23 protein-coding genes are annotated in these 26,653 nt (G+C 71.7%); 13 read left to right on the forward strand and 10 right to left on the reverse strand.

The genetic code is table 11. The features are described from left to right. Nucleotides 1-26: 26 nt before the first annotated feature. A complete protein-coding gene (locus ABZ725_RS20875) occupies nucleotides 27-2,204 on the forward strand; it encodes a 3-hydroxyacyl-CoA dehydrogenase NAD-binding domain-containing protein (RefSeq protein ID WP_358804071.1) in 2,178 nt (725 codons plus the stop codon). A 142-nt stretch (nucleotides 2,205-2,346) separates the two neighbouring features. On the opposite strand, the gene ABZ725_RS20880 is transcribed toward ABZ725_RS20875, so the two are convergent. Beyond that, entirely contained in the window at nucleotides 2,347-3,093 is a 747-nt protein-coding gene (locus tag ABZ725_RS20880) for a MerR family transcriptional regulator (RefSeq protein WP_358804072.1), read from the reverse strand. A gap of 77 nt (nucleotides 3,094-3,170) precedes the next feature. Here ABZ725_RS20880 and ABZ725_RS20885 point away from each other — a divergent pair, with 77 nt between their 5' ends. Beyond that, nucleotides 3,171-3,653, forward strand: a complete 483-nt coding sequence (locus ABZ725_RS20885; RefSeq protein ID WP_358804073.1) for a macro domain-containing protein — start codon at nucleotides 3,171-3,173, stop codon at nucleotides 3,651-3,653. A 5-nt stretch (nucleotides 3,654-3,658) separates the two neighbouring features. Then, the gene (locus ABZ725_RS20890; RefSeq protein ID WP_358804074.1) at nucleotides 3,659-4,582 is read left to right on the forward strand and encodes an adenosine kinase; all 924 of its coding nucleotides are present in this window, start codon (nucleotides 3,659-3,661) and stop codon (nucleotides 4,580-4,582) included. 15 nt (nucleotides 4,583-4,597) lie between these two features. On the opposite strand, the gene ABZ725_RS20895 is transcribed toward ABZ725_RS20890, so the two are convergent. Both ABZ725_RS20895 and ABZ725_RS20900 read right to left on the reverse strand, forming a co-directional pair. After that, nucleotides 4,598-4,765, reverse strand: coding sequence for a hypothetical protein (locus ABZ725_RS20895; RefSeq protein ID WP_358804075.1), 168 nt, complete (start codon nucleotides 4,763-4,765; stop codon nucleotides 4,598-4,600). Nucleotides 4,766-4,841: 76 nt separating this feature from the next. After that, complete coding sequence (locus ABZ725_RS20900; protein ID WP_358804076.1) at nucleotides 4,842-6,356, reverse strand: M1 family metallopeptidase; 1,515 nt, start codon at nucleotides 6,354-6,356, stop codon at nucleotides 4,842-4,844. 212 nt (nucleotides 6,357-6,568) lie between these two features. Here ABZ725_RS20900 and ABZ725_RS20905 point away from each other — a divergent pair, with 212 nt between their 5' ends. Beyond that, complete coding sequence (locus ABZ725_RS20905; RefSeq protein ID WP_358804077.1) at nucleotides 6,569-8,539, forward strand: Xaa-Pro dipeptidyl-peptidase; 1,971 nt, start codon at nucleotides 6,569-6,571, stop codon at nucleotides 8,537-8,539. A 5-nt stretch (nucleotides 8,540-8,544) separates the two neighbouring features. On the opposite strand, the gene ABZ725_RS20910 is transcribed toward ABZ725_RS20905, so the two are convergent. After that, nucleotides 8,545-9,513, reverse strand: coding sequence for an FAD-dependent oxidoreductase (locus ABZ725_RS20910; protein WP_358804078.1), 969 nt, complete (start codon nucleotides 9,511-9,513; stop codon nucleotides 8,545-8,547). Nucleotides 9,514-9,606: 93 nt separating this feature from the next. Between ABZ725_RS20910 and ABZ725_RS20915 the strand changes: the two genes are divergently transcribed. After that, complete coding sequence (locus ABZ725_RS20915) at nucleotides 9,607-11,247, forward strand: ABC-F family ATP-binding cassette domain-containing protein (RefSeq protein ID WP_358804079.1); 1,641 nt, start codon at nucleotides 9,607-9,609, stop codon at nucleotides 11,245-11,247. Nucleotides 11,248-11,280: 33 nt separating this feature from the next. Here ABZ725_RS20915 and ABZ725_RS20920 read toward each other — a convergent pair whose 3' ends face one another. The 3 genes from ABZ725_RS20920 to ABZ725_RS20930 all read right to left on the reverse strand — a co-directional run bounded on the left by ABZ725_RS20920 (nucleotide 11,281) and on the right by ABZ725_RS20930 (nucleotide 15,226). Beyond that, entirely contained in the window at nucleotides 11,281-11,844 is a 564-nt protein-coding gene (locus tag ABZ725_RS20920; protein ID WP_358804080.1) for a putative glycolipid-binding domain-containing protein, read from the reverse strand. Nucleotides 11,845-11,904: 60 nt separating this feature from the next. Beyond that, the gene (locus ABZ725_RS20925; RefSeq protein WP_358804081.1) at nucleotides 11,905-14,328 is read right to left on the reverse strand and encodes a Tex family protein; all 2,424 of its coding nucleotides are present in this window, start codon (nucleotides 14,326-14,328) and stop codon (nucleotides 11,905-11,907) included. Between the two features lie 148 nt (nucleotides 14,329-14,476). Then, nucleotides 14,477-15,226 (reverse strand): enoyl-CoA hydratase/isomerase family protein, encoded by a 750-nt coding sequence (locus ABZ725_RS20930; protein WP_351919667.1) that lies wholly within the window; start codon nucleotides 15,224-15,226, stop codon nucleotides 14,477-14,479. Between the two features lie 297 nt (nucleotides 15,227-15,523). Here ABZ725_RS20930 and ABZ725_RS20935 point away from each other — a divergent pair, with 297 nt between their 5' ends. After that, nucleotides 15,524-16,048, forward strand: a complete 525-nt coding sequence (locus ABZ725_RS20935; protein ID WP_358804162.1) for an ATP-binding protein — start codon at nucleotides 15,524-15,526, stop codon at nucleotides 16,046-16,048. 20 nt (nucleotides 16,049-16,068) lie between these two features. Here the strand turns inward: ABZ725_RS20935 and idi are convergent, their stop codons facing one another. From idi to galE, 3 genes are all read right to left on the reverse strand, one after another. Then, nucleotides 16,069-16,662, reverse strand: coding sequence for an isopentenyl-diphosphate Delta-isomerase (idi, locus tag ABZ725_RS20940; RefSeq protein ID WP_358804082.1), 594 nt, complete (start codon nucleotides 16,660-16,662; stop codon nucleotides 16,069-16,071). Between the two features lie 193 nt (nucleotides 16,663-16,855). After that, nucleotides 16,856-17,797: a cation diffusion facilitator family transporter gene (locus ABZ725_RS20945; RefSeq protein WP_358804083.1), complete on the reverse strand. Its 942-nt coding sequence runs from the start codon at nucleotides 17,795-17,797 to the stop codon at nucleotides 16,856-16,858. A 161-nt stretch (nucleotides 17,798-17,958) separates the two neighbouring features. Then, complete coding sequence (gene galE / locus ABZ725_RS20950) at nucleotides 17,959-18,927, reverse strand: UDP-glucose 4-epimerase GalE (RefSeq protein ID WP_358804084.1); 969 nt, start codon at nucleotides 18,925-18,927, stop codon at nucleotides 17,959-17,961. Nucleotides 18,928-19,259: 332 nt separating this feature from the next. Here galE and ABZ725_RS20955 point away from each other — a divergent pair, with 332 nt between their 5' ends. From ABZ725_RS20955 to ABZ725_RS20985, 7 genes are all read left to right on the forward strand, one after another. Beyond that, a complete protein-coding gene (locus ABZ725_RS20955; protein WP_358804085.1) occupies nucleotides 19,260-21,089 on the forward strand; it encodes a DUF5941 domain-containing protein in 1,830 nt (609 codons plus the stop codon). Next, nucleotides 21,086-21,838, forward strand: coding sequence for a phosphocholine cytidylyltransferase family protein (locus tag ABZ725_RS20960; protein WP_358804086.1), 753 nt, complete (start codon nucleotides 21,086-21,088; stop codon nucleotides 21,836-21,838). Before ABZ725_RS20955 ends, ABZ725_RS20960 begins: the two co-directional genes overlap by 4 nt. After that, nucleotides 21,826-22,887, forward strand: a complete 1,062-nt coding sequence (locus ABZ725_RS20965; RefSeq protein WP_358804087.1) for an iron-containing alcohol dehydrogenase family protein — start codon at nucleotides 21,826-21,828, stop codon at nucleotides 22,885-22,887. The genes ABZ725_RS20960 and ABZ725_RS20965 overlap by 13 nt, the downstream gene beginning before the upstream one ends. Then, a complete protein-coding gene (locus ABZ725_RS20970) occupies nucleotides 22,865-23,644 on the forward strand; it encodes a CDP-alcohol phosphatidyltransferase family protein (protein WP_358804088.1) in 780 nt (259 codons plus the stop codon). Before ABZ725_RS20965 ends, ABZ725_RS20970 begins: the two co-directional genes overlap by 23 nt. Nucleotides 23,645-23,649: 5 nt before the next feature. Further along, nucleotides 23,650-24,522 (forward strand): glycosyltransferase, encoded by an 873-nt coding sequence (locus ABZ725_RS20975; protein ID WP_358804163.1) that lies wholly within the window; start codon nucleotides 23,650-23,652, stop codon nucleotides 24,520-24,522. Nucleotides 24,523-24,621: 99 nt separating this feature from the next. Then, nucleotides 24,622-25,551 carry an ABC transporter permease gene (locus ABZ725_RS20980; RefSeq protein WP_351919651.1) on the forward strand — a complete coding sequence of 310 codons (930 nt, stop codon included), beginning with the start codon at nucleotides 24,622-24,624 and terminating at the stop codon, nucleotides 25,549-25,551. After that, the gene (locus ABZ725_RS20985) at nucleotides 25,544-26,344 is read left to right on the forward strand and encodes an ABC transporter ATP-binding protein (protein ID WP_358804089.1); all 801 of its coding nucleotides are present in this window, start codon (nucleotides 25,544-25,546) and stop codon (nucleotides 26,342-26,344) included. Before ABZ725_RS20980 ends, ABZ725_RS20985 begins: the two co-directional genes overlap by 8 nt. Nucleotides 26,345-26,653 lie beyond the last annotated feature (309 nt).

Consider the following 26,653-nt stretch of genomic DNA (forward strand, 5'->3'; position numbering starts at 1 on the left):
CCCAAGACTTCTACGGAGACCCCGTCATGACACTGAGCACCACCATCCGCTGGGAACAGGACCGCACCGGCCTGGTCACCCTCGTCCTCGACGATCCGGATCAGTCCGCCAACACCATGAACGCGGCGTTCCGCGCCTCGCTCGCCGCGGTCGCCGACCGCCTGGAGGCCGAGAAGGACTCCGTCCGGGGCGTCGTCATCACCTCCGCCAAGAAGACCTTCTTCGCCGGCGGCGACCTGCGCGACCTCATCCGCGTCACCCCCGAGACCGCCCAGGAGCTGTTCGACGGCGGACTGGAGATCAAGCGCAACCTCCGCCGCATCGAGACCCTCGGCAAGCCGGTCGTCGCCGCGATGAACGGCGCGGCCCTCGGCGGCGGTTACGAGCTCGCCCTCGCCTGCCACCACCGGGTCGCCCTGGACGCGCCCGGCTCGAAGATCGGCTGCCCCGAGGTCACCCTCGGCCTGCTCCCCGGAGGCGGCGGCATCGCCCGCACCGTGCGCCTGCTGGGCATCACCGACGCCCTCCTCAAGGTCCTCCTCAAAGGCACCCAGTACAGCCCCCGGCAGGCCCTGGAGAACGGCCTGATCCACGAGGTCGCCGCCACCCCCGACGAACTCCTCGCCAAGGCCCACGCCTTCATCGACGCCCACCCCGAGTCCCGGCAGCCCTGGGACGAGCCGGGCCACCGTATCCCCGGCGGCACCCCCGCCAACCCGAAGTTCGCCGCCAACCTGCCCGCCTTCCCGGCCAGCCTGCGCAAGGAGACCAACGGCGCCCCCTACCCCGCGCCGCAGCGGATCCTCGCCGCCGCCGTCGAGGGCGCCCAGGTCGACTTCGAGACCGCCCAGGTCATCGAGGCCCGCTACTTCGTGGAGCTGGCCGCCGGGCAGACGTCGAAGAACATGATCCAGGCGTTCTTCTTCGACCTCCAGGCCGTCAACTCCGGCGTCAACCGCCCCAAGGGCGTCGCGCCCCGCGAGGTCCGCAAGGTCGCCGTCCTGGGCGCCGGGATGATGGGCGCCGGCATCGCCTACTCGTGCGCCCGCGCGGGCATCGACGTCGTGCTCCGGGACGTCTCCGCGGAAGCGGCCGCCAAGGGCAAGGCCTACTCCGAGAAACTCTGCGCCAAGGCCGTTTCCCGGGGCCGTACCAGCCAGGAGAAGGCGGACGCACTGCTCGCCCGCATCACGCCCACCGCGGACCCGCAGGACCTGGCGGGCTGCGACGCCGTCATCGAGGCCGTGTTCGAGGACACCTCCCTCAAGCACAAGGTCTTCCAGGAGATCGAGCACATCGTCGAGCCCGACGCCCTGCTCTGCTCCAACACCTCCACCCTCCCCATCACCGTCCTCGCCGAGGGAGTCGAACGCCAGAACGACTTCATCGGGCTGCACTTCTTCTCGCCCGTCGACAAGATGCCGCTCGTCGAGATCATCAAGGGCGAACGCACCGGGGACGAGGCGCTCGCGCGCGCCTTCGACCTGGTCCGGCAGATCAAGAAGACGCCGATCGTCGTCAACGACTCGCGCGGCTTCTTCACCTCGCGGGTGATCGGCCACTTCATCAACGAGGGCGTCGCCATGGTCGCCGAGGGCATCGAGCCCGCCTCCGTCGAGCAGGCCGCCGCCCAGGCGGGCTACCCCGGCAAGGTGCTGTCCCTGATGGACGACCTGACGCTCACCCTCCCGCAGAAGATCCGCAAGGAGTCGAAGCAGGCGGTGGAGGAGGCGGGCGGCACCTGGCCCGGACACCCCGCGGAGGCCGTCATCGACCGGATGGTCGAGGAGTTCGGCCGCCCCGGCCGCAGCGGCGGCGCGGGCTTCTACGAGTACGGGCCGGACGGCAAGCGGGGCGCGCTGTGGCCGGGCCTGCGCGAGCACTTCACGCGCACGGGCGCCGAGATCCCGTTCGAGGACATGCAGGAACGCATGCTCTTCGCCGAGGCCCTCGACACCGTCAAGCTCCTCGAGGAGGGCGTGCTGACGTCCGTGGCCGACGCCAACATCGGCTCCCTCTTCGGCATCGGCTTCCCCGGCTGGACCGGCGGGGTGCTCCAGTACATCAACGGCTACGAGGGCGGGCTCCCCGGATTCGTGGCACGCGCGCGTGAACTCGCGGAGCGCTACGGCGACCGCTTCACCCCGCCCGCACTGCTGGTGGCGAAGGCGGAGCGGGGCGAGACCTTCACGGACGCCCGCTGAGTCACAGGCCCGTCGGATCGGCCGGTCATATCAGCAAGTCACATCGGCTGGTCAGATCGGCTGGTCAGATCGGCTGGTCAGATCGGCCGGTCAGATCGGCCGGTCACATCGGCCGGTCAGATCGGCCGGTCACATCGGCCGGTCAGATCGATCCGTCAGGGGAGTCGTCGTCCGTCGGCGGCTCCCCGAGCCACTCCCTCAGCTCCTCCGTCAGCGATCGCTGGAACGCCGTCAGCAACGCCTGCACGACCAGGGGCTGCATATGCGCCGAAAGCGACCGCACCGCCTGCGCGTCGTGCTCCGGCACCTCCTCGCGCAGCAGCCGCGACAGCTCGTGTGCCGCGTCGCGCGCATGGTCGAGCAGGACGGTCCGGGCCGCACGGATCGCCTCCGGCGACAGCGGCACGTCGAGCAGCCGGACGCCCAGCCGCAGCAGCCCCGGATCGACGCGGTACGCGTCCGCGCCGTCCGGCTCCCCGGTGTGGGCCTCCACCACGCCCATCGCGACGAGCCGGTCCACGTCCTCCTCGCCGAGCGTCCGCCCCGCCCGGCGGCGCAGCTCCTCCCGCGTCACGGTCTCCACGGCGTCCGGCGCCCAGGAGGCCACGACCGCCCGGTGCACGGCGAGGTCGTGGGCGTCGAGACCGGGCGGCAGCCGGTCCAGGTAGCGCTCGATCGCCGCCAGCGTCAGGCCCTGCCGCCGCAGTTCCTCGATCAGCGCGAGGCGTGCGAGATGTCCGGCGCCGTAGTGCCCCACCCGGCGCGGACCGATGACCGGCGGGGGCAGCAGCCCCTTGGTGCCGTAGAAGCGCACCGTCCGCACCGTGACCCCCGCCCGGGCGGCCAGCTCGTCCACCGTGAGGGCCGGCTCCGCCGTCTCGCTCGTCATGCGCAGCAGTATCGCTGCCGCGGCTCAGGGAGCAGCGGCTCGGGGCCGTTGTCAGTGGCACCGCCTACGGTGGCGTCATGTCGGAGATCACTTATGTCCGGGGTGACGCCACCGTTCCGTCGGTGAAGGGCGTCAAGGTGATCGCCCATGTCTGCAACGACATCGGGGGATGGGGAAAGGGCTTCGTCCTGGCGGTGTCACGCCGCTGGCCGGAGCCGGAGGCCGCCTACCGTGCCTGGCACCGCGAGCGGGCCGCCAACGACTTCGGCCTGGGCGCGCTCCAACTCGTCCAGGTGGAGCGGTACGTGTGGGTCGCCAACATGGTCGGCCAGCGCGGCACCCGCACCGGCAGCAAGGGCGTCCCCGTGCGCTACGAGGCCATCGACGCCGCGCTGTCCGCGCTGGCCGACCGGGCGGTCGAACTCGGTGCGTCGGTGCACATGCCACGGATAGGCTGCGGACTGGCCGGCGGCAAGTGGTCCCGCGTCGAGCCGCTCGTCGCCGAGCGGCTGGTGCGGCGGGGCGTCGCGGTGACGGTGTACGACCACGGGGAGGGGTAGCGCACATGCACGGGGACCTGAGCGAGGACACGGTCGGGGAGATCGACGTCCTGGTCCTGGGCGGGGCCGGCGTCGACACGATCGTGTACGTGCCGGAGCTGCCGCTCCCGTACGCCGACAGCTACATGATCGACAGCGGGATCCGGGCCCGTGCCGGACAGACCGGCGACTTCGTCGCCCTGGGCCTCGCCGCCCTCGGCCTGCGCACCCACCACCTGGACTTCCTCGGCGACGACCCCGAGGGCGACCTGGTCCGCGCCCTGCACGAGAAGCACGGCATCGCCCTCACCGCGATCCCGCAGCCCGCCGGCACCAAGCGCGCGGTCAACCTGGTGAGCCCGGACGGTCGACGGCTGTCGCTGTACGACACCAGCCGCGGGCGCCCGGACGACCGCCTCCCCGAGGACACCCTGCGGACGCTGGCAGCGGCGAGCCGCCACGCGCACGTGTCCATCACACAGCCCTGCGCCGATGCCCTGCCCCTGCTGCGCGAGGCGGGGATCGGCATCTCCACCGACCTGCACGACTGGGACGGCGAGAACCCCTACCAGGAGGCCTTCGCCCACGCGGCGGACGTCGTCTTCGTCTCCGCGGCGGCGCTGACCGACCCGGAGGCGACCATGCGCCGCATCGCCGAGCGCGGCCGCGCCGAGGTCGTCGTCGCCACGGCCGGCGCGCAGGGCGCGTATCTGCTCTCCGACGGCGAGCTGACCCGCATACCGGCCGCCACCCCGCCCGCGCCGGTGGTGGACTCCAACGGCGCGGGCGACGCCTTCGCGTCCGCGTTCCTCTTCGGTCGCCTCAGCGGCGAACCGCCGCGCCGATGCGCCGAGTACGGCGCACTGGCCGGAGCGTACGCGTGCACGGTGCCGTCCACGGAGAGCGCGGCCATCGCGCGCGACGCGCTGCTGGCCCGAGCCGGATCCTGAGCGGGCGCGCCAGGCCTACTTGCGCCTGGCCGCCGTGAGGCCGATCAGACCGACGAGGACGACGACCGCCCCCAGCAGGGACAGCACCGGAATCCCGGCGATCAGCCCGATGCCGACCCCCACCGACCCGATGCCCGCCGTCGCTCTCCACCCGACCTCGTTGCCGTTCTGCGTACCCGCCATGACCGTCCCCCAGTTCGTCCGCGATTCCTTCACGCCTTGTTACCCAAAGTCGCCCGGAATCAGACGGGAGTTCGGGTCAGTGTTCGTGCAGGTCGTTCGTCGCCGCGATCTTCTTCCAGGACTTCGGCGGCGCGGGCGCGACCCGAACGGCGGCGGGCGCCTTCGCGGCCGACACGTCGGCAGCAGCCGGCTTCGTCGGTGTCGTCGGCCTGGTCGGCTGGAACAGCCAGGTGTCGAACAGCGCGCCCAGCGGCTTCCCGGAGATTTGCTCGGCGTACGCCTGGAACTCGGCGATCGTCGCGTTGCCGTACGCGTGCTGCTGCGGCCAGCCCTTCAGGACGGCGAAGAACGCGTCGTCGCCGATCTCGTTGCGCAGCGCCTGCACCGCCAGCGCGCCCCGGTCGTAGACGGCGATGTCGAACTGGTGCGCGGCGCCCGGGTCGCCCGGCTTCACCGTCCAGAACGCGTCGTCGGCCGGGTGCGCGGCGTACACGTAGTCCGCGAGTTCCTGCGCCGTGCCCTCGCCCTCGTGCTCGGACCACAGCCACTGCGCGTACCGCGCGAAGCCCTCGTTGAGCCAGATGTCCTTCCAGCCCTTCACGGACACCGAGTCGCCGTACCACTGGTGCGCCAACTCGTGTACCACCAGTGAGGTGTTGGAGCCGTTCGCGAACTGCCGCGGGCTGTAGAACACGCGGCTCTGCGTCTCCAGCGCGTACCCGGTGGTGGTGTCGGGGACATACCCGCCGGCCGTGCTGAACGGGTACGGCCCGAAGTAGCCGCTCAGCCAGTCGACGATCTCGCCGGTGCGCTCCACGCTCGCCCGCGCGCCCCCGTCGTTGTCCCCGAGGTTCTTGCTGTAGGCGTTGATCACCGGCACGCCGCCCTCGGACGTGCTCGTCGTGATGTCGAACCTGCCGAGCGCCAGAGTGGAGAGATACGTCGCCTGAGGCTTGTTCTGGCGCCAGGTGTAGCGGGTCCAGCCCAGGCGTGAAGTCGTCGACTGGAGTGTGCCGTTGGAGATGGCCTGGGTGCCGTCCGGCACGGCCACCGACACGTCGTAGGTCGCCTTGTCGAGCGGGTGGTCGTTGCTCGGGAACCACCACCAGGCCGATTCGGGCTCGTCCGCCGCGACCGCGCCGTCCGGTGTGCGGTGCCAGGTGGAGAAGCCGTACGCGCTCTTCGTCGACGGCACCCCGCTGTACCGGACGACGACCGTGACGGACGTCCCCCTGGCCAGCGGGCTCTTCGGGGTGACCACCAGCTCGTGCTCGCCGGAGGTGGTGAACGCGGCCGTGGCGCCGTTGACGCGGACCTCGCTGACGTCCAGCAGGAAGTCCAGGTCGAAGCTCGACAGGTCCTCGGTGGTCCGCGCGAGGATCGTCGCCGTCCCCGCCAACTCGTCCGTGGCAGGCTGGTACGTCAGCCGCAGGTCGTAGTGGGAGACGTCGTAGCCGCCGTTGCCGTAGGCCGGGTAGTAGGGGTCGCCGATGCCCGACGCGCCGGGGGAGTGGCTCGCGGCGGACGCCGGGATCGCCAGCAGCACGGACGCGGCGGCGAGTGCGCCGGGCGCGATGAGTCTGCGGTGCACGAAAGCTCCAAGTCGTGGGGGACGGAGGTCTGTTCGGAGCCTATTGAGTCCCTGTGCGCGCAGGGGTGTCCACCGCCGCCCCTGTCACACGATCGCCATTCGGCCGTCATGGCGCGCCCCCGCACACCCCCTCCCCATGGAGGCCCTCAGGTCACAGCCGGCGCACAGTCGCCCTCTTCTGCACAGGAGTTGACCGGGGTAGCGTCCCGCGCATGTCGACACGCATGCGCTTCACGATCTGGAGACCGCTCGCGACCGCCGTCATCACCCTTCTGACGGCCGCCTTCCTCACCCCGACAGCGGCCCACAGCGCCTCCGACGCCGCCGGCCTCTCCGGCGCCGCGCGCGAGAGCAGGCCCGTCTACTCCTACCAGAACGCCGTCCGCGAAGCCGTCTGGGTCGACACCGGACTCGACGGCGACGGCGACGGGAGGACGGACCGCGTCGCCGTCGACGTCGTCCGCCCCCGCGAACCCGCCGCCCAGGGCCGCAAGGTGCCCGTCATCATGGACGCGAGCCCCTACTACTCCTGCTGCGGACGCGGCAACGAGAGCCAGCGCAAGACGTACGACGCGGCCGGGAACGTCGTCCGGATGCCGCTGTTCTACGACAACTACTTCGTGCCGCGCGGCTACGCGTTCGTCGGCGTCGACCTGTCCGGTACCAGCCGCTCCGACGGCTGCGAGGACGTCGGCGGCCGCTACGAGGTCCAGTCGGCGAAGGCCGTGGTCGACTGGCTGAACGGTCGAGCCAGGGCCTACACCACCCGCACCGGCAGCGCGACCGCGAAGGCGGACTGGACCAACGGCAGGACCGGCATGATCGGCAAGAGCTGGGACGGCACCATAGCCAACGCCGTCGCCGCCACCGGCGTGCGGGGCCTGAAGACGATCGTCCCGATCAGCGCCATCTCCTCCTGGTACGACTACTACTTCGCCCAGGGCGCGCCCCTCTACGACTCCGGACCCGACCGCCTCGCCGACTACGTCGACAGCCCGGAGTCCCACGCCAAGTGCACGGCCGTCCAGCGGCGACTCGTCGACGAGGCCCCGCGCACCGGCGACCTGACATCGCTGTGGGCCGAGCGCGATTACGTCAAGAACGCGCACCACGTCAAGGCCAGCGTCTTCCTCGTCCACGGTCTGCAGGACCTCAACGTCCGCACCAAGCACCTCGGCCAGTGGTGGGACGCCCTCGCGAGGAATGGCGTGGAGCGCAAGATCTGGCTCTCCCAGACAGGCCACGTCGACCCCTTCGACTTCCGCCGCGCCACCTGGGTGGAGACCCTGCACCGCTGGTTCGACCACGAGCTCCTCGGCTACGACAACGGCATCGACCGCGAGCCCATGGCCGACATCGAACGCCACCCCGACCAGTGGGTCACCTCCAAGGTCTGGCCGCCGAAGGGCACGCGGACCGCGACCCTGCGCCCGGCCGTCGGCGCCCGGCCGGGCGTCGGCGCCCTCGGCCTGCGCAAGGGCACGGGCACTACGGCCTTCACCGACGACCCGGGGCTCGGCGAGACCGACTGGGCCGCGCAGATCGACGCGTCGACCCCCGAGAAGGCCGGGTTCGTCACCGGCGCCCTCACCCGCGACCTGCGGCTGTCCGGCTCCTCGAAGGTCACCGTCACCGCCACGCCCACCACCGCGACGGCGCATCTGACCGCCGTCCTCGTCGACGTCGGCCCCGACGTCATCCGTGACTACGCGGCGAGCGGCGAGGGCATCACCACCCTCACCGACCGCACCTGCTGGGGCGAGAGCACCGCGGGCGACAGCGCCTGCTTCAAGGAGACGACGGCGAGGACGGCCGACGTCGGCCAGACGGTCGTCAGCCGCGGCTGGGCCGACCTGGGCACCTACGCCGACCCGGGCAAGGGCGTCCCGCTCACCCCGGGCAAGGCGTACACGATCACCCTCGATCTGGCGGCCACCGACCATGTCGTGCCGGCCGGGCACCGCCTCGCGCTGATCGTCGCGGGCACCGACAAGGACCTCATCGACCCGCCCGCCGACTCCCCGACCCTCACCCTGGACCTGTCGCGCACCTCGGCCCGGGTCCCGTTCGTCGGCGGCGCCGACGCCTTCGCCCGCGCCACTTTCGGATCGGCGGCCCGCACCCCCTACGCCGGGCCCCTGGACGGCGTAGGGACACCGCACCACACGTACCGGATTCCGTAGGCCCCCTAGGCCGAGGAGGTGGCCGAGCACACGAGCTCGGCCGCCTCCTCCGCGCACCCCCAGGCCACCGTCACGCCCGCCCCGCCGTGCCCGTAGTGGTGCACCACCGCCCGCCCGTCCGGCAGTCGGGTCCGCTCCAGGCGCACCGCGGCCCGGGCCGGCCGCAGCCCCACCCGGTGCTCCAGGATCCGTGCCCCGCCGACCTCCGGCCGCAGGGCCGCACAACGCCGGACGATCGCCTCGGCCGCCTTCGGGTCCGGCTCCTGCGACCACACGTCGTCCTCCGCGGTGCCGCCCAGCAGCAGCCGCCCGGGCTGCGGGAAGAGATAGGCCATCTCCCCGTCCGGGCCGGTGGCGACGAGCCAGGTGTCGATCCCGGGGTTCTCCACGACGACGAGCTGCCCCCGCACGGGCCGCACCGACGCGTCCGCCGCCAGCTCCCGCGCGCCCAGCCCGGTGCAGTTGACCACGACCGGCGCCTCGGCCTCCGCCAGGTCGGTCACCGTACGCTCCTCGACCGTGCCGCCCGCCCGCAGCAGCCGCTCCCGCAGCCACGGCAGATGCGTCGCCATGTCGATCAGCGGCAGCCGCGCCCGGATGCCGGTCCCGGCGCCGTACTCGCGCGCCGTGGACCGGCGCAGCCCGGCCAGCCGGCCGACGGCCCAGCTCTCGACGTCGGCCAGGTCCGTCCCGCCCATCACCCCGTCGACCAGACGCACCCCGGTCTCCTCGGGCCGTGCGGCGAGCCGCTCGTAGATCTCCAGGGACCGCAGCGCCCACGCCCGCGCCGACGCCATCGGCTCGATGTGGTATGGCCACCACAGCCCACCGGCCACGGCCGAGGTGGTCCGCTCGGCCGGTTCCCGTGTCCACATCCGCACCCGCAGGCCGCGCTCGGCGAGGATCACGGCCGTCGCCAGCCCGATGACCCCGCCGCCGACCACGATCACATCGCCGTTCAACCGAGTGTCCACGCCCGGACGTTAACCGACCGTGCGGCCGAAGAGCGAGATCGCGGGGGACCGCGGCAGCCGGGCCCCCGTACGACGACTAGGATCTACGACCTGATGACTGCCACTCTCGTCGCCAAGAACCTCGCCGCCGGGCACGGCGACCGCTCCCTCTTCTCCGGGCTCGACCTCGTCGTCGCCCCCGGAGACGTGATCGGGCTGGTCGGTGCCAACGGCGCGGGCAAGTCCACCCTGCTGAAGCTGCTCGCCGGGCTCACCACGCCCGAGCAGGGCGAGCTCAGGCTCTCCCCGCCGACCGCGAGCGTCGGCCATCTGCCCCAGGAACCGGAGCGCCGGCCGGGTGAGAGCGTGCGCGAGTTCCTCGCCCGCCGCACCGGCGTCGCCGAGGCGCAGCGCACGATGGACGAGGCCACCCAGGCCCTGGTCGACGGCGCGCCCGGCTCCGACGACGCCTACGCGGAGAGCCTGGAGCGCTGGCTGGACCTCGGCGGCGCCGACCTCGACGAGCGCGCCGCGGAGGTCGCCGACTCGCTGGGCCTCGGTGTGGACCTCGACCAGCCGATGACCGCCCTGTCCGGCGGCCAGGCCGCCCGCGCGGGCCTCGCCTCCCTCCTTCTCTCCCGCTACGACGTCTTCCTCCTCGACGAGCCGACCAACGACCTCGACCTGGACGGCCTGGAGCGCCTCGAACGCTTTGTGACCGGCCTGCGGGCCGGCACCGTGGTCGTCAGCCACGACCGCGAGTTCCTCACCCGCACGGTCACCAAGGTCCTCGAACTCGACCTCGCCCAGCAGCAGATCCACCTCTACGGCGGCGGCTACGACGCCTACCTGGAGGAGCGGGACGTGGCCCGCCGGCACGCGCGCGACGACTTCGAGGAGTACGCCGACAAGAAGGCCGCCCTCCAGGACCGTGCGCAGACCCAGCGCTCCTGGATGGACAAGGGCGTGAAGAACGCGCGCCGCAAGGCGGGCAACGACAACGACAAGATCGGCCGCAAGTTCCGCAGCGAGGCCAGCGAGAAGCAGGCCGCGAAGGCCCGCCAGACCCAGCGGATGATCGAACGCCTGGACGTCGTGGAGGAGCCCCGCAAGGAGTGGGAGCTGCAGATGGAGATCGCGGCCGCCCCGCGCTCCGGCGCGGTCGTCGCCACCCTGCGCGAGGCCGAGGTGCGGCGCGGCGACTTCACCTTCGGGCCGGTGACCCTGCAGATCGACTGGGCCGACCGGGTCGCCGTCACCGGCGCGAACGGCGCGGGCAAGTCGACCCTGCTCGGCGCGCTCCTCGGCCGGATCCCGCTGGACGCCGGACACGCCGGCCTCGGCTCGGGCGTCCTGGTCGGCGAGGTCGACCAGGCGCGGCAGCTGTTCCACGGCTCCGAGTCGCTGCTGGACGCGTTCCGCGCGGCCGTCCCGGACACCGAACCGGTCGAGGTGCGCACCCTGCTGGCCAAGTTCGGTCTGAAGTCGGACCATGTCGTGCGTTCGGCGGCCACCTTGTCACCCGGCGAACGCACCCGCGCCGCCCTCGCGCTGCTCCAGGGGCGGGGCGTCAACCTCCTCGTCCTCGACGAGCCGACGAACCATCTCGACCTGCCGGCCATCGAGCAACTGGAGTCGGCCCTCGACGCCTACGAGGGCACGCTGCTCCTGGTCACCCACGACCGGCGGATGCTGGACGCGGTTCAGGTCACGCGTCGGCTGGAGGTCGCGGACGGCAAGGTGACGGAACGCTAGCCGGCGTCCCGGGCGGCCTGCTCCACCCGCTTTTCAGGCCAGGCGTGTGGCCAGCCCCGGGTAGTCGACGACATATCCGTCCGCGTCGAACTCGAGGTCGCTGCGGAAGGTCCCGGAGGCGAACCGGACCCGCGTGCCCCTCCGGCCCGGTCCGAGGTATGTGTACGTCTGCCACGACGGCCGCACGGTCAGCGCCGGCACCGACACCCACGCCATCAGCAGGCGGCGCTCGCCCGGCTGCCGGTGCAGCCCGTGGCGCAGCACCGGCATGGCGTTGGTGAGCGGTGACAGGCCGAGGTCGCAGTCGAGGGCGTCGCCGAAGCCGGGCAGCCGCTCGCCGTCCGCCGTCCAGCCGCCCCGGCCGTCGTGCCGCAGATCGAGGGAGCGCGTCCGCGCGGCTCCCTCGACCGTCACCCGCAACCGCCGCGTCACGAACCCGTCGGCGGTGTCGAGCTCGTACGACACCCAGTACGGCTCGGGCGTCGTACCGACCGCCCGCCCCCGAGCCCGCAGCACGCCGTCGCCGTCCTCGACCCAGGCGGTCTCGTACCCCCCACTCGCGGTGACGCTCCAACTGAGGACACGGGAAGTGCTCATACCGTCACTGTACGAGCGGCTCGGCCGCGCCACCCGGTCGGAACGACGCTCACGCCGTGCTCAGCGCTTCCCCTTCTTCGGGTCGACCAGGCCTGCTCGGCGCAGTGCGTCGGCCATCGCGCTGTTGGCCGGCGGGGGAGCCTGGCGGGCTGCTCCGCCGGCGGCGGCTCCGCCGGCCGCTCCGCCGCGCTGGCCGCCCTGCTGGCCCTGCCGGCGTTGCTGCGGCGCGCGTCCGCCGCCCCGCTGCTGCCGGCCGTCGGCAGGCCGGCCCTGGCCGCCCTGCGGCGCCGCCTCGTCGTCCAGGCGGAGCGTCAGCGAGATCCGCTTGCGCGGGATGTCGACGTCGAGGACCTTCACCTTGACGATGTCACCGGGCTTGACGACGTCCCGAGGGTCCTTGACGAACGTCTTGGACAGCGCGGAGACATGCGCCAGACCGTCCTGGTGGACGCCGACGTCGATGAACGCCCCGAAGGCCGCCACGTTCGTCACGACCCCCTCCAGGACCATCCCGGAGGACAGGTCGGAGATCTTCTCCACGCCCTCCTTGAAGGTGGCCGTCTTGAAGGCGGGCCGCGGGTCGCGACCGGGCTTCTCCAGCTCCTTGAGGATGTCGCCGACGGTCGGCAGACCGAACGTCTCGTCCACGAAGTCGTTCGGCCGCAGCGAGCGAAGGACGCCCGTGTTGCCGATCAGCGACGCCACCTCCTGGCCGGAGGCCTTCACCATGCGCCGCACCACCGGGTACGCCTCCGGGTGCACGCTGGAGGAGTCCAGCGGGTCGCTGCCGCCGCGGATGCGCAGGAAGCCCGCGCACTGCTCATAGGCCTTCGGGCCGAGCCGGGCCACCTTCTTCAGCTCGGAGCGGGAGGTGAACGGCCCGTTGGCGTCCCGGTGCGACACGATGTTCTCGGCGAGGCCCGAGGAGATCCCGGACACGCGCGACAGGAGCGGCGCCGAGGCCGTGTTGACGTCCACGCCCACGCCGTTCACGCAGTCCTCCACCACCGCGTCCAGCGACCGCGACAGCTTCACCTCGGACAGGTCGTGCTGGTACTGGCCGACGCCGATCGACTTCGGGTCGATCTTCACCAGCTCGGCGAGCGGGTCCTGGAGCCGGCGGGCGATCGACACGGCGCCGCGCAGCGACACGTCCATGTCCGGCAGCTCCTGCGAGGCGAACGCGGAGGCCGAGTACACGGAGGCGCCGGCCTCGGACACCATCACCTTGGTGAGCTTCAGCTCCGGGTGCTTGTCGATGAGTTCACCGGCGAGCTTGTCGGTCTCGCGGGAGGCCGTGCCGTTGCCGATGGCGACCAGATCGACCGCGTGCTCCTTCGACAGACGCGCCAGCTTGGCGATCGCCTCGTCCCACTTGTTCGCCGGGACGTGCGGGTAGATCACGTCGGTCGCGACGACCTTGCCCGTCGCGTCGACGACGGCGACCTTCACGCCGGTACGGAAACCGGGGTCCAGTCCGAGCGTCGCGCGCGTGCCGGCCGGGGCGGCGAGCAGCAGGTCACGGAGGTTCGCGGCGAACACGTTCACCGCCTCGTCCTCGGCGGCCGTCCGCAGCCGCAGCCGCAGGTCGATGCCCAGGTGGACGAGGATGCGGGTGCGCCACGCCCAGCGGACCGTGTCCGTCAGCCACTTGTCGCCGGGGCGGCCCCGGTCGGCGATCTTGAACCTCGACGCCACGATGGGCTCGTACGACGACGGACCGGGCAGCTCGGAGGGCTCCTCCGGCTCCAGGACGAGGTCGAGGACGTCCTCCTTCTCGCCGCGCAGCATCGCCAGGATCCGGTGCGAGGGCAGCGCGGTGAACGGCTCGGCGAAGTCGAAGTAGTCGGCGAACTTCGCGCCCGCCTCCTCCTTGCCCTCGCGCACCTTGGCCGCGAGCCGCCCGCGCGTCCACATGCGCTCGCGCAGCTCGCCGATCAGGTCGGCGTCCTCCGAGAAGCGCTCGGTGAGGATCGCCCGCGCGCCGTCCAGCGCGGCCTGCGGATCGGCGACGCCCTTGTCGGCGTCGACGAACGCGGCGGCCGCCGCGAGCGGATCGACCGACGGGTCGCCGAGCAGCCCCTCGGCGAGCGGCTCGAGGCCCGCCTCGCGCGCGATCTGCGCCTTGGTGCGCCGCTTGGGCTTGAACGGCAGGTAGATGTCCTCGAGGCGCGCCTTGGTCTCGGCCCCGCGGATCTGCGCCTCGAGCGCGTCGGTCAGCTTGCCCTGCTCGCGCACCGACTCCAGGATCGCCGTCCGCCGCTCCTCCAGCTCCCGCAGATAGCGCAGCCGCTCCTCGATCGTGCGCAGCTGCGCATCGTCGAGCATCTCGGTCGCTTCCTTGCGGTAGCGGGCGATGAAGGGCACCGTCGAGCCGCCGTCGAGCAGCTCCACGGCGGACTTCACCTGCCGCTCCCGTACGCCGAGCTCCTCGGCGATCCTGCCTTCGATGGACCCTACTTCGATGGACCCGGGTGTCGTCACGATCCCGTACCGCCTTCTCCACTGAGGTTGCGCGGCAATTGTGGCAGGTGACGCCGACACCCGGGCATCAGGGCGCATCCCCGGCGGGGCTTCGGGCCCGGGACGGCGGCGGCGCCGCGCCGGCCGGCGAGCACGACCCGCGGCCGCTTCAGCCCGACGTCGTCCAGGTGAAGCGCGGCTCCCTGCGTTCCAGGAACGCGGCGACGCCCTCCGCGGTGTCGCCGGCCGTGCGCGCCTGCGCCTGCCAGTGGGCGTCGCGGTCCGTGCGTCCGTTCGCGAACTCCTTCGCGGCGGCCTGCGTCAGCTGCGAGCGGGACACCAGCACGCGCGTGAACTCCCCGACGCGCTTGTCGAGTTCGTCGGCGGGCAGCACCTCGTCGACCAACCCGGTGCGCAGCGCCCGCTCCGCCTCGATCAGCTCGCCCGAGAACAGCAGGTACTTGGCGGTGGCCGGGCCCACCAGGGACACCAAGCGCCGGGTGGCGGACGACGCGTAGACGATCCCGAGCTTCGCCGGCGTCACCCCGAACAGCGCGCCCTCCTCGGCGAACCGCAGGTCGCAGGCCGCGGCGAGCTGGGCGCCACCGCCCACGCAGTGGCCCCGGACCGCGGCGAGCGTCGGCTTGGGGAACGCGGCCAGGGCCTCCTCGGCCCGTACCGACAGCCCCTGCGCCTCCTCCGGCGACCCCTGCAGCGTGGAGATGTCGGCCCCCGCGCAGAAGGTGCCGCCCGCACCGGTCAGCACCAGCGCCCGCACCCCGGGGTCGGCGGCCAGGGCGTCCAGCAACGGGGGCAGCGCCGCCCACATCGCGGCCGTCATGGCGTTGCGCTTCGCCGGGTGGTGCAGGACGACGGTGGCGACCGCGTCGGTGACGCCGTGCAGCAGTTCGGGCTCCATGCTCCGGATCTAATCACCCGGCGGTCCCCATGATCGAGACGGCCGATGTGAGAGGGGCGACACCGGCGTCAAAGGGAGTCAAAAGGGAAGAGCGGTGCCGTCGAACCCGTACAACCCGAAGAGTGCGCGAAGGCGGCGCGGAGAGGACAGAAACGGTCCTGCAGTCGACCGTGGCCGCCATGGGCGGTCGGAAGCGCTCGATAACTGCTGACTTCTGTTCAGTCATCCGGGCGGAAGCACCTCGTTGCCAACACTCGAGGTGTGGTGACAATCGAGCGCGAGGGTGGCGACCGGACGATGGACGATCAAGGGCGCGGGCCCGACCCACGCCCAGAGGGCGGCCCGGCCTCGGGCGCACCTCCCGAATCCCTCGAGGAGAGCGTGCCGCGACCGCTGCCCTACGAGGGCGTCTGGCGGTTCACCGCGGCCGCCGTGGACGCCTCGGTCCCGCAGGCCCGGCACGCCGTCCGGGACCTGCTGTACCGCCAGGGCGTGCCGGTCTCGGACGACCTGGCCCACGGGATCCTGCTGATCGTCTCCGAGCTGGTGACCAACGCCGTCCGGCACGCGGCGGTGCTGTCGCCGATGCTCGCGGTGGAGATCGCCGTCGGAGCCGAGTGGGTACGGGTGTCCGTGGAGGACGGCCACCCCTACCGCCCGACCGCCCTGGAGGCCGACCACGGCCGGACGGGAGGCCGGGGGCTGCTCCTGGTGCGGGAGATCGCCAGGGAGGCCGGCGGGGTGTGCGACGTCGAGCACACGGCCGGCGGCGGCAAGGTGATCTGGGCCGCCCTGCCGCTCAAGCCCCTGCGCGCGCTCTGACGGCCGGCGCGCCCCGAGGGTCACCAGCCGGCCGAGGGACCCGTCAGCTCCCTGACCGCCGGCCGCGCCGCGTCCAGCACGGTCATGAACCAGGAGGAGAAGGTGTCCTTCGCGTGCCGCTCCGCCAGCTCGGCGGGCGTCACATAGGCCGTGTCGCCGACCTCCGCCGCGTCCGGCCGCAGCGGCGCCTGCACCAGCCCGACGAACAGGTGGTTGTACTCCTGCTCCACCAGGCCCGAGTCCGGGTCCGGGTGGTTGTAGCGGACCGTGCCCGCCTCGGCGAGCAGCGAGGGGGAGACGCCCAGCTCCTCGAAGGTGCGCCGGGCGGCCGCCGCGAACGGCGCCTCGCCGGGGTAGGGGTGACCGCAGCAGGTGTTGGACCACACGCCGGGGGAGTGGTACTTGCCGAGCGCCCGCTGCTGGAGCAGCAGCCGGCCCCGCTCGTCGAAGAGGAACACCGAGAACGCGCGGTGCAGCTGCCCCGGCGGCTGATGGGCGGCGAGCTTCTCCGCGGTGCCGATCGTGACGCCGTTCTCGTCGACCAGCTCCAGCAAGATCGCGTCCGCGGTGCCGTTCGAAGAGTTGTGTGTCGCGGTGGCAGGTGTGATCGGCATACCCATCCTTAGCATCGGTCCTCGCGCCCCCAAGTCTGCCGCACGCGCCGGGCACTCCCGGCACTTCGCGCGAAAGCGCGCATGTCCCGTGTGCGGAGAGGGAACCCGTAGGCGATCTTGCCCGGCGCGCCGGGCGGGGAACCGCCCGGAACGCGTGTGCGGACGCCCCCGCGAGGACGAGACGGGCGCCCGCTCAGTGGCAGAGCCGCGCCTCGTGCTCCGCGTGTCCGATCGGCTCCAGCTGGAAGGTGCAGTGCTCCACGTCGAAGTGGTCCCCCAGGCAGCCCTGGAGCTCGTGCAGCATCTTCTCGTGCCCGATGGCGTTCAGCGCGTCCGAGCGCACCACCACGTGCGCCGACAGCACCGGCATCCCGGAGGTGATCGTCCAGGCGTGCAGATCGTGGACGTCCTCCACCCCGTCGAGGGCGAGTATGTGGGTGCGGACCTCCGCCATGTCGACGTCCTTGGGAGCCGACTCCAGCAGCACGTCGAGCGTCTCGCGCAGCAGTTTCACCGTCCGCGGCACGATCATCAGGCCGATGACCAGCGAGGCGATCGGGTCGGCGGTCTGCCAGCCGGTGGTGAGGATCACCACCGCCGAGATCAGCACCGCCACCGAGCCCAGCGCGTCCGCGGCCACCTCCAGGAACGCCCCGCGCACATTGAGGCTCTCCGCCTGGCCGCGCATCAGCAGCGAGAGCGAGACCATGTTCGCCACCAGGCCGATCGCGCCGAACCAGATCATCAACCCGCCCTCGGTGGCGGCCGGCGTGAAGAACCGCTGGATCGCCTCGTACAGGACGTAGCCGCCCACCCCGAGCAGCAGCAGACAGTTGGCGAGGGCGGCCAGGATCTCGGCGCGGGCGAGCCCGAAGGTGCGCTTCGCGCTCGGCGGCCGGCTCGCGAAGTGGATCGCCAGCAGCGCCATGCCCAGTCCCAGCGCGTCCGTCGCCATGTGCGCCGCGTCCGCGATCAGCGCCAGGGAGTCCGCGAGCAGCCCGCCGGCGATCTCGACCACCATGACGCCGAGCGTGATCGCCAGGGCGACGCGCAGTCTGCCGCGGTACGCCGCCGTGGCCGTACCGGTGGTCGGAGCGTGTGCGTGCGTGTGACCGTGGTCGTGCCCAGCCCCCATGGAAACAGCCCTTCTGTGGTCCGTCGCGGGCCGTGGTGTTCTGCCCCGGGATCACAGTGAACTACGGGTGGGGGGTATCCGGCAACGCGGCACTGAACACCGTTGTCATGTGCCCTGACCTGCGGAAACGAATCGCAGGTCAGGGCACCCTCACCGGAGGTTCAGGTGTGGTGCAGCCGCCAGCCCCGCCACGCCGAGTCGACCATCTCGCGCACTCCGCGCCGGGCCGTCCACCCCAGTTCCCGGGCCGCCAGCTCCGCCGAGGCCACCGCGCGCGGCGCGTCCCCGGGCCGGCGCCCCTCGACGACCGCAGGCCGGGTGTCGCCGGTGACCTCGCCGATGAGGGTGACCAGCTCGCGCACCGAGACGCCCTCGCCGCGGCCGATGTTCACCGTCAGATCGCCCGTCGCGTCCGGTGCGGTCAGCCGCCGGGCCGCCGCGAGATGCGCCTCGGCCAGATCCGCGACATGGATGTAGTCACGGACACAGGTGCCGTCCGGCGTCGGGTAGTCGGCGCCGAAGATCCGCGGCGCCTCGTCCCGGGTGAGCCGGTCGAAGACCATCGGGACGATGTTGAAGACGCCGGTGTCGGCCAGCTCCGGCGCCGCCGCCCCGGCCACGTTGAAGTAGCGCAGGCACGTCGTCGCGATGCCGTGCGCCTGTCCCGCCGCCCGCACCAGCCACTCCCCGGCGAGCTTGGTCTCGCCGTACGGGTTCACCGGGGCGCACGGGGTGTCCTCGGTGATGAGCTCCACGTCCGGGTTGCCGTAGACGGCCGCGGAGGAGGAGAACAGGAACCGCCGGATCCCGGCCTCGGCGACCGCTTCGAGGAGGCCGGCCAGACCGCCCACGTTCTCCCGGTAGTAGCGGGCGGGCTGGGCCACGGACTGGGCGACCTGCTTGTGCGCGGCCAGGTGCACCACGCCCGTCACCTCGTGCTCGGCGAGGACCCGCCCGACCAGCTCGATGTCCAGTGCCGAGCCCTTCACGAGCGGCACGTCCGCTCCGAGGCGCGCGGCGGCGCCGGTGGAGAGATCGTCCAGGACGACGACCCGCTCCCCGGCCGCGGTCATGGCCCGTGCCGCGTGCGCCCCGATGTAGCCGGCTCCGCCGGTGATCAGCCATGTCATGGCTCCAAACCCTATGTCGACCGGCGCGGAATCCCCCGCCCGGGGCAATGTCCCGGATGTCAGGTCTGGGGGGCGCGGTTTGTCGGCCGGGGTGCCGATCACCGATGATGATCTCGGCAAAGGGCGGTTCAAACGGAGTTCAAGCCGCGCTGCGAGGCCGGGTCGATCGTGCCTGAACGGGCGGTGAACACGGGCTTCCCGGCATCCGATAGCCTCTGCCGAATGCCGCCCGCCTGGAGCAGTCACCGGTGAAGTCGCCGGTGCGGCCAAGGGGCGCCCCCACCGTGTACATGACCGGCGTTTGACGCGCCGGACCCAGGGAGTGAGTTCGGTTGTCGACCGCCATCCTCACCGGCTCGCCGGTCCCCGGATCGTCGATCGAGGGCGATCTGCGGTCCCTCGGCTTCGAGATCCGGACCGCCTCCGACGCCGCCGAGGCCGAGACCCTTCTCGCCGCCGTCCCCGGTGACCGGCGCGTCGCCGTCGTGGACGCCCGCTTCGTGGGCCACGAGCACGCGCTGCGCCTCGGCCTCACCGACCCGCGCTTCCCGCTCGCCGCGATCCCGGGCGCCGTGACCGCGCAGCCGGCCGGCCGCCAGGCCCTGACCCGCGCACTGGCCCGGGAGAACTCCGCGAGCGGCGCCCCCGCACAGGGAGGCGCCCCCACGCGAGCGACGTCGAGCGTGGCGGACGTCGACAGCCTCGCCGACCGCGTGATCACCGCCCTGGACGCCGACGGCGCCGATGTGCACCACCCCGAGCTGGGCAGCCTGGTCGCGGAGGTCCCCGCCGACCCGCAGGCCCGCAACGAGGCACGGCAGGCCGTCGCCGCCGTCGACGACGAGGCCGTCCGCCTGAAGTCGGCCGTGAAGGCCCGCGACGGCTTCTTCACCACCTACTGCATCAGCCCGTACTCCCGCTACATCGCCCGCTGGTGCGCCCGCCGCGGCTTCACCCCGAACCAGGTCACCACCGCCTCGCTGATCACCGCGCTGATCGCGGCGGCCTGCGCGGCCACCGGCACCCGGGGCGGCTTCGTCGCGGCCGGCGTCCTGCTCATAGCGTCCTTCGTGCTGGACTGCACCGACGGCCAGCTGGCCCGCTACTCGCTGCAGTACTCCACGCTCGGCGCCTGGCTCGACGCCACCTTCGACCGGGCCAAGGAGTACGCCTACTACGCCGGCCTCGCGCTCGGAGCGGCCCGCGGCGGCGACGACGTGTGGGCCCTCGCCCTGGGCGCCATGGTCCTGCAGACCTGCCGGCACGTCGTGGACTTCTCCTTCAACGAGGCCAACCACGACGCCACCGCCAACACCAGCCCCACCGCCGCCCTCTCCGACAAGCTCGACAGCGTCGGCTGGACGGTCTGGGTGCGGCGGATGATAGTCCTGCCCATCGGCGAACGATGGGCCATGATCGCCGTCCTGACCGCGGCCACCACCCCCCGCATCACCTTCTACGCGCTGCTGATCGGCTGCTCCTTCGCGGCCGTCTACACCACGGCCGGGCGCGTGCTGCGCTCGCTGACCCGCAAGGCCAGCCGGACCGACCGGGCGGCGAAGGCGCTCGCGGACCTCGCCGACAGCGGCCCGGCCGCCGAGTTCCTCGCCCGCGCCCTGCCGAACAGACACCGCGTCCCGGCCCCCGCCTTCGCCCTCGTCGGCGCCGTCCTGCTGCTGCTCGCGGCCTGGATCGACGGGCCGAGCCTGTCGGTCGTCATCGGCGCCGCGGTCTACGTGCTGCTGTCCGCCGACGCCGTGTCCCGCCCCCTCAAGGGCAGCCTCGACTGGCTGGTCCCCCCGGTCTTCCGGGCCGCCGAGTACGGCACCGTGCTGATCCTGGCCGCGCAAAGCGATGTGAACGGAGCGCTTCCGGCAGCTTTCGGACTCGTGTCCGCCGTCGCCTACCATCACTACGACACGGTGTACCGCATCCGCGGCAACGCCGGAGCGCCGCCGGCCTGGCTGGTGCGCGTGATCGGGGGGCACGACGGACGGACGCTGCTGGTCGCCGTTCTGGTGCGGGTGCTGACCGGCGAGCAGTTCGCCGTCGCCCTCACGGTGCTCGCCGTGGCCGTCGCGCTCGTGGTGCTCGTCGAGAGCACCCGCTTCTGGGTCTCCGCAGGGGCCCCAGCCGTACACGATGAAGGAGAACCCGCATGATCGGCCTCGTGCTGGCGGCCGGCGCCGGACGGCGTCTGCGCCCCTACACCGACAGCCTGCCCAAGGCACTGGTGCCGGTGGGGCCCGCGGGCATAGAGGGCGAACCCACGGTTCTCGACCTCACCCTCGCCAACTTCGCCGAGATCGGCCTGACCGAGGTCGGGATCATCGTCGGGTACCGCAAGGAGGCCGTGTACGAGCGGCAGGCGGCGCTGGAGGCGAAGTACGGCCTCAAGCTCACCCTCATCGACAACGACAAGGCCGAGGAGTGGAACAACGCCTACTCCCTGTGGTGCGGCCGTGACGCCCTGAAGGACGGCGTGATCCTCGCCAACGGCGACACCGTGCACCCGGTCTCCGTCGAGCGGACGCTGCTCGCCGCCCGCGGCGACGGCAAGAGGATCATCCTCGCCCTCGACACCGTGAAGTCGCTCGCCGACGAGGAGATGAAGGTCGTCGTCGACCCCGAGTGGGGCATGACGAAGATCACCAAGCTGATGGACCCGGCCGAGGCCACCGGCGAGTACATCGGCGTCACCCTCATCGAGGGCGACGCGGCCCTCGAACTGGCCGACGCGCTGAAGACCGTGTGGGAGACCGACCCGCAACAGTTCTACGAGCACGGGTACCAGGAGTTGGTCGACCGGGGCTTCCGCATCGACGTGGCGCCTATCGGCGACGTCAAGTGGGTGGAGATCGACAACCACGACGACCTCGCCCGTGGACGGGAGATCGCGTGCCAGTACTGACCCGGCTGATCCCCTCACCGGTCGTCGTGGACATCCGCCCGGGTGCCCTCGACGACCTGGTCGGGGTCCTCGCCGACGAGCGCATCTCGCACTCCGGCAAGCTCGCGATCGCCGTCAGCGGCGGCTCGGGCGCCCGGCTGCGCGAGCGCCTCACCCCCGCCCTGCCCGGAGCCACCTGGTACGAGGTCGGCGGCGGCACCCTCGACGACGCCGTGCGACTGGCCGGCGACATAAGGGCCGGCCACTACGACGCGGTCGTCGGCCTCGGCGGCGGCAAGATCATCGACTGCGCGAAGTTCGCCGCGGCACGCGTCGGCCTGTCCCTGGTCGCCGTCCCCACGAACCTCGCGCACGACGGCCTGTGCTCGCCGGTCGCCACCCTCGACAACGACGCGGGTCGCGGCTCCTACGGCGTCCCGAACCCGATCGCCGTCGTGATCGACCTGGACGTCATCCGCGAGGCCCCGGTCCGCTTCGTACGGGCCGGCATCGGCGACGCGGTGTCGAACATCTCGGCCATCGCGGACTGGGAGCTCGCCAACCGGGTCAAGGGCGAGAAGATCGACGGCCTCGCCGCCGCGATCGCCCGCCAGGCCGGCGAGGCGGTCCTCAGGCACCCCGGCGGCATCGGGGACACCGACTTCCTCCAGGTGCTGGCCGAGGCGCTGGTGCTCAGCGGCATCGCCATGTCGGTGTCGGGCGACTCCCGCCCGTCCTCCGGCGCCTGCCACGAGATCAACCACGCCTTCGACCTGCTCTTCCCCAAGCGGGCGGCCGCCCACGGAGAGCAGTGCGGACTCGGCGCGGCCTTCGCGATGTACCTGCGCGGCGCCGTCGAGGAGTCGGCCTACATGGCCCAGGTGCTGCGCCGGCACGGACTGCCGGTCCTGCCGGAGGAGATCGGCTTCACGGTGGACGAGTTCGTCCGCGTCGTGGAGTTCGCCCCCGAGACCCGGCCCGGCCGCTACACGATCCTCGAACACCTCGACCTCAAGACCGAACAGATCAAGGACATCTACGCCGACTATGTCAAGGCCATCGGTAGCTGAACTCAGACCGGTCGTACACCCCCCGGGGGTGAAGGACCGGCGCAGCGGTGAGCACTGGATGGGACGCCTCTACATGCGTGAGGTGTCCCTGCGGGTCGACCGCTACCTGGTGACCACCAGGGTCACGCCCAACCAGCTCACGTATCTGATGACCGTCTTCGGCGTGCTGGCGGCCCCGGCCCTGCTGGTGCCGGGGATCACGGGCGCGGTGCTCGGCGTGCTGTGCGTCCAGATGTACCTGCTGCTGGACTGCGTGGACGGCGAGATCGCCCGCTGGAAGAAGCAGTACTCGCTGGCCGGCGTCTACCTGGACCGGGTCGGCGCCTATCTGACCGACGCGGCCGTGCTGGTCGGCTTCGGACTGCGCGCCGCCGACCTGTGGGGCAGCGGCCGGATCGACTGGCTGTGGGCCTTCCTCGGCACGCTGGCCGCGCTCGGCGCGATCCTGATCAAGGCCGAGACCGACCTGGTGGGCGTCGCCCGCCACCAGACCGGCAAGGCCCCGGTCCAGGAGGCCGCCTCCGAGATGCGCTCCTCCGGCATGGCGCTGGCCCGCCGGGCCGCCGCCGCCTTCAAGTTCCACCGGCTGATCCTCGGCATCGAGGCGTCCCTGCTGATCCTGGTCCTGGCGATCGTGGACCAGGCCCGCGGCGACCTGTTCTTCTCCCGGCTCGGCGTCGCCGTACTGGCCGGCATCGCGCTGCTGCAGACCCTGCTGCACCTGGTGTCGATCCTGGCTTCGAGCAGGCTGAAGTGAGCGGCATGAAGGTCGGGGCGGTGATCATCACCATGGGCAACCGCCCCGACGAACTGCGCGCCCTGCTCGACTCGGTCGCGGGGCAGGACGGCGACCAGGTCGAGGTCGTCGTGGTCGGCAACGGCTCGCCCGTCCCGGACGTCCCCGAGGGCGTCAGGACGGTCGAACTGCCCGAGAACCTCGGCATCCCCGGCGGCCGCAACGTGGGCATCGACGCCTTCGGCCCCAGCGGCCGCGACGTCGACGTCCTGCTGTTCCTCGACGACGACGGGCTGCTCGCCCAGCACGACACGGCCGAGCTGTGCCGGCGGGCCTTCGACGCCGATCCGAAGCTGGGCATCGTCAGCTTCCGGATCGCCGACCCGGACACCGGCGTCACCCAGCGCCGCCATGTACCCCGGCTGCGCGCAGCGGACCCGATGCGCTCCTCCCGGGTCACCACCTTCCTCGGCGGCGCCAACGCCGTCCGTACGAAGGTCTTCGCAGAAGTCGGCGGACTTCCGGACGAGTTCTTCTACGCTCATGAGGAGACCGATCTGGCATGGCGTGCTCTCGACGCGGGCTGGATGATCGACTACCGGTCCGACATGGTGCTGTACCACCCGACGACCGCGCCGTCGCGGCATGCGGTGTACCACCGCATGGTCGCCCGCAACCGCGTCTGGCTGGCCCGCCGAAACCTTCCCGCTCCGCTGATCCCGCTCTACCTCGGGGTCTGGCTGCTGCTCACGCTGGCGCGCCGCCCCTCGGGGGCCGCGCTGAAGGCGTGGTTGGGCGGTTTCCGGGAAGGCTGGAGCACCCCGTGCGGGCCGCGCAGGCCCATCAAGTGGCGTACGGTATGGCGGCTGACCCGGCTGGGCCGGCCGCCGGTGATCTGACAAGCTCGTCCCTGAGGGCCCCCGGGTCGTACCGCGGGCTCCCCGGCTCATGCCAGCCTCGTCAAGGCTGCGCATCCCGAAGACGAAAGTTTCCTACTTGTGAGTGAGACAACGCATGACGTCGGAGTCGTGGTGAGTGCGCCTCCGTCGCCCGACGAGGGCCTCACGGCGGCGCAACTGGCCGCCAAGTACGGGCTGGCCGTCAGCGGCGCCCGGCCTCCGCTGCGCGAGTACGTCCGCCAGCTCTGGGGGCGCCGTCACTTCATCCTGGCGTTCTCCCAGGCGAAGCTGGCCGCCCAGTACAGCCAGGCGAAGCTCGGCCAGCTGTGGCAGGTGGCCACGCCGCTGCTGAACGCCTTCGTGTACTTCATGATCTTCGGTGTGCTCCTCGACGCCAGCAGGGGGATGTCCAAGGAGGTGTACATCCCCTTCCTGGTCACGGGCGTCTTCGTGTTCACCTTCACGCAGACCTCGGTGATGAGCGGCGTCCGCGCGATCTCCGGCAACCTGGGCCTGGTTCGCGCCCTGCACTTCCCGCGCGCCTCGCTGCCGATCTCCTTCGCGCTGCAGCAGCTCCAACAGTTGCTGTACTCGATGCTCGTGCTGTTCCTCGTGGTGATCGGCATGGGCAGCTACCCGGACGCGTCCTGGGCGTTGATCGTCCCGGTGCTGGCCCTGCAGTTCTGCTTCAACACCGGCCTGGCGCTGGTCTTCGCCCGGGCCGGCGCGAAGACCCCGGACCTGGCGCAGCTGATGCCGTTCGTGATGCGGACGTGGATGTACGCGTCCGGCGTGATGTTCTCCATCCCCGTCTTCCTCGCGGACAAGCCGCAGTGGGTGGCGAACATCCTGCAGTGGAACCCGGCCGCCATCTACATGGACCTGATGCGCTTCGCGCTCATAGAGGAGTACGGCGCCGAGAACCTCCCCGCCCATGTCTGGGCGGTCGCGGGCGGCTGGGCGGCGCTGGTGGCCATCGGCGGCTTCGTGTACTTCTGGAAGGCCGAGGAGAGGTACGGCCGTGGCTGAGCCGCTCGCGGGGCAACGGTCGGGACAGCACGTCCCGACCGTCATCGCCGACGAGGTCCACATCGTCTACCGCGTCAACGCCGCCAAGACCGGCAAGGGCAGCGCGACCGCCGCCCTCAGCCGGATCGTCAGGCGCGGCTCCGACGACGAGCAGCGCGGGGTGCGCAAGGTGCACGCGGTGCGGGGCGTCTCCTTCGTCGCCCACCGCGGCGAGGCCATCGGCCTGATCGGCTCCAACGGCTCCGGCAAGTCCACGCTGCTGCGCGCCATCGCCGGTCTGCTGCCGCCGGAGAAGGGCAAGGTCTACACCGACGGCCAGCCCTCCCTCCTCGGCGTCAACGCGGCCCTGATGAACGACCTCACGGGCGAACGCAACGTGACCCTCGGCGGTCTGGCGATGGGCATGTCCCGCGAGCAGATCAAGGAGCGCTACCAGGAGATCGTCGACTTCTCCGGCATCAACGAGAAGGGCGACTTCATCACCCTGCCGATGCGCACCTACTCCTCCGGCATGCAGGCCCGGCTGCGCTTCTCCATCGCCGCGGCGAAGGACCACGATGTGCTGATGATCGACGAGGCCCTGGCCACCGGCGACGCGAAGTTCCGCAGGCGCTCCGAGGCGCGGGTGCGGGCGCTGCGCGAGCAGGCCGGCACGGTGTTCCTGGTCAGCCACAGCAACCAGTCGATCAGGGACACCTGCGACCGCGTGCTCTGGCTGGAACGCGGCGAACTGCGCCTGGACGGACCGACCGAAGAGGTCCTCAGGGAGTACGAGAAGTTCTCCGCCAAGTAGGACAGTCGGGGCAGGCGGTGTGATGCGGGCCAGGGCCTCGCCGGAACTGTCCGGCGAGGCCCTGCGTCTGCAAAGGAAGCGTCAACTCCGCGGCGCCTTAGGAATCTTGACGCCAATCGGTGTGTTGTTGTGATGTGCAGGACACCCCCGCGAACCGCACTCCGTTGTACAACGTAAGCTGGACCGGTCCCCAAATGCATCAAGTGGGGCGATAATGCGCGACACCCATGGTCCGGGCCGCCGCGCGGGCGGCCGGGCGGCGTGTCCGAAATAGTGCGTATTAGGTCCGCAGTGTAGAACGGGAGATGT

It is taken from the genome of Streptomyces sp. NPDC006872, assembly GCF_040635845.1.
Taxonomy (GTDB): domain Bacteria; phylum Actinomycetota; class Actinomycetes; order Streptomycetales; family Streptomycetaceae; genus Streptomyces.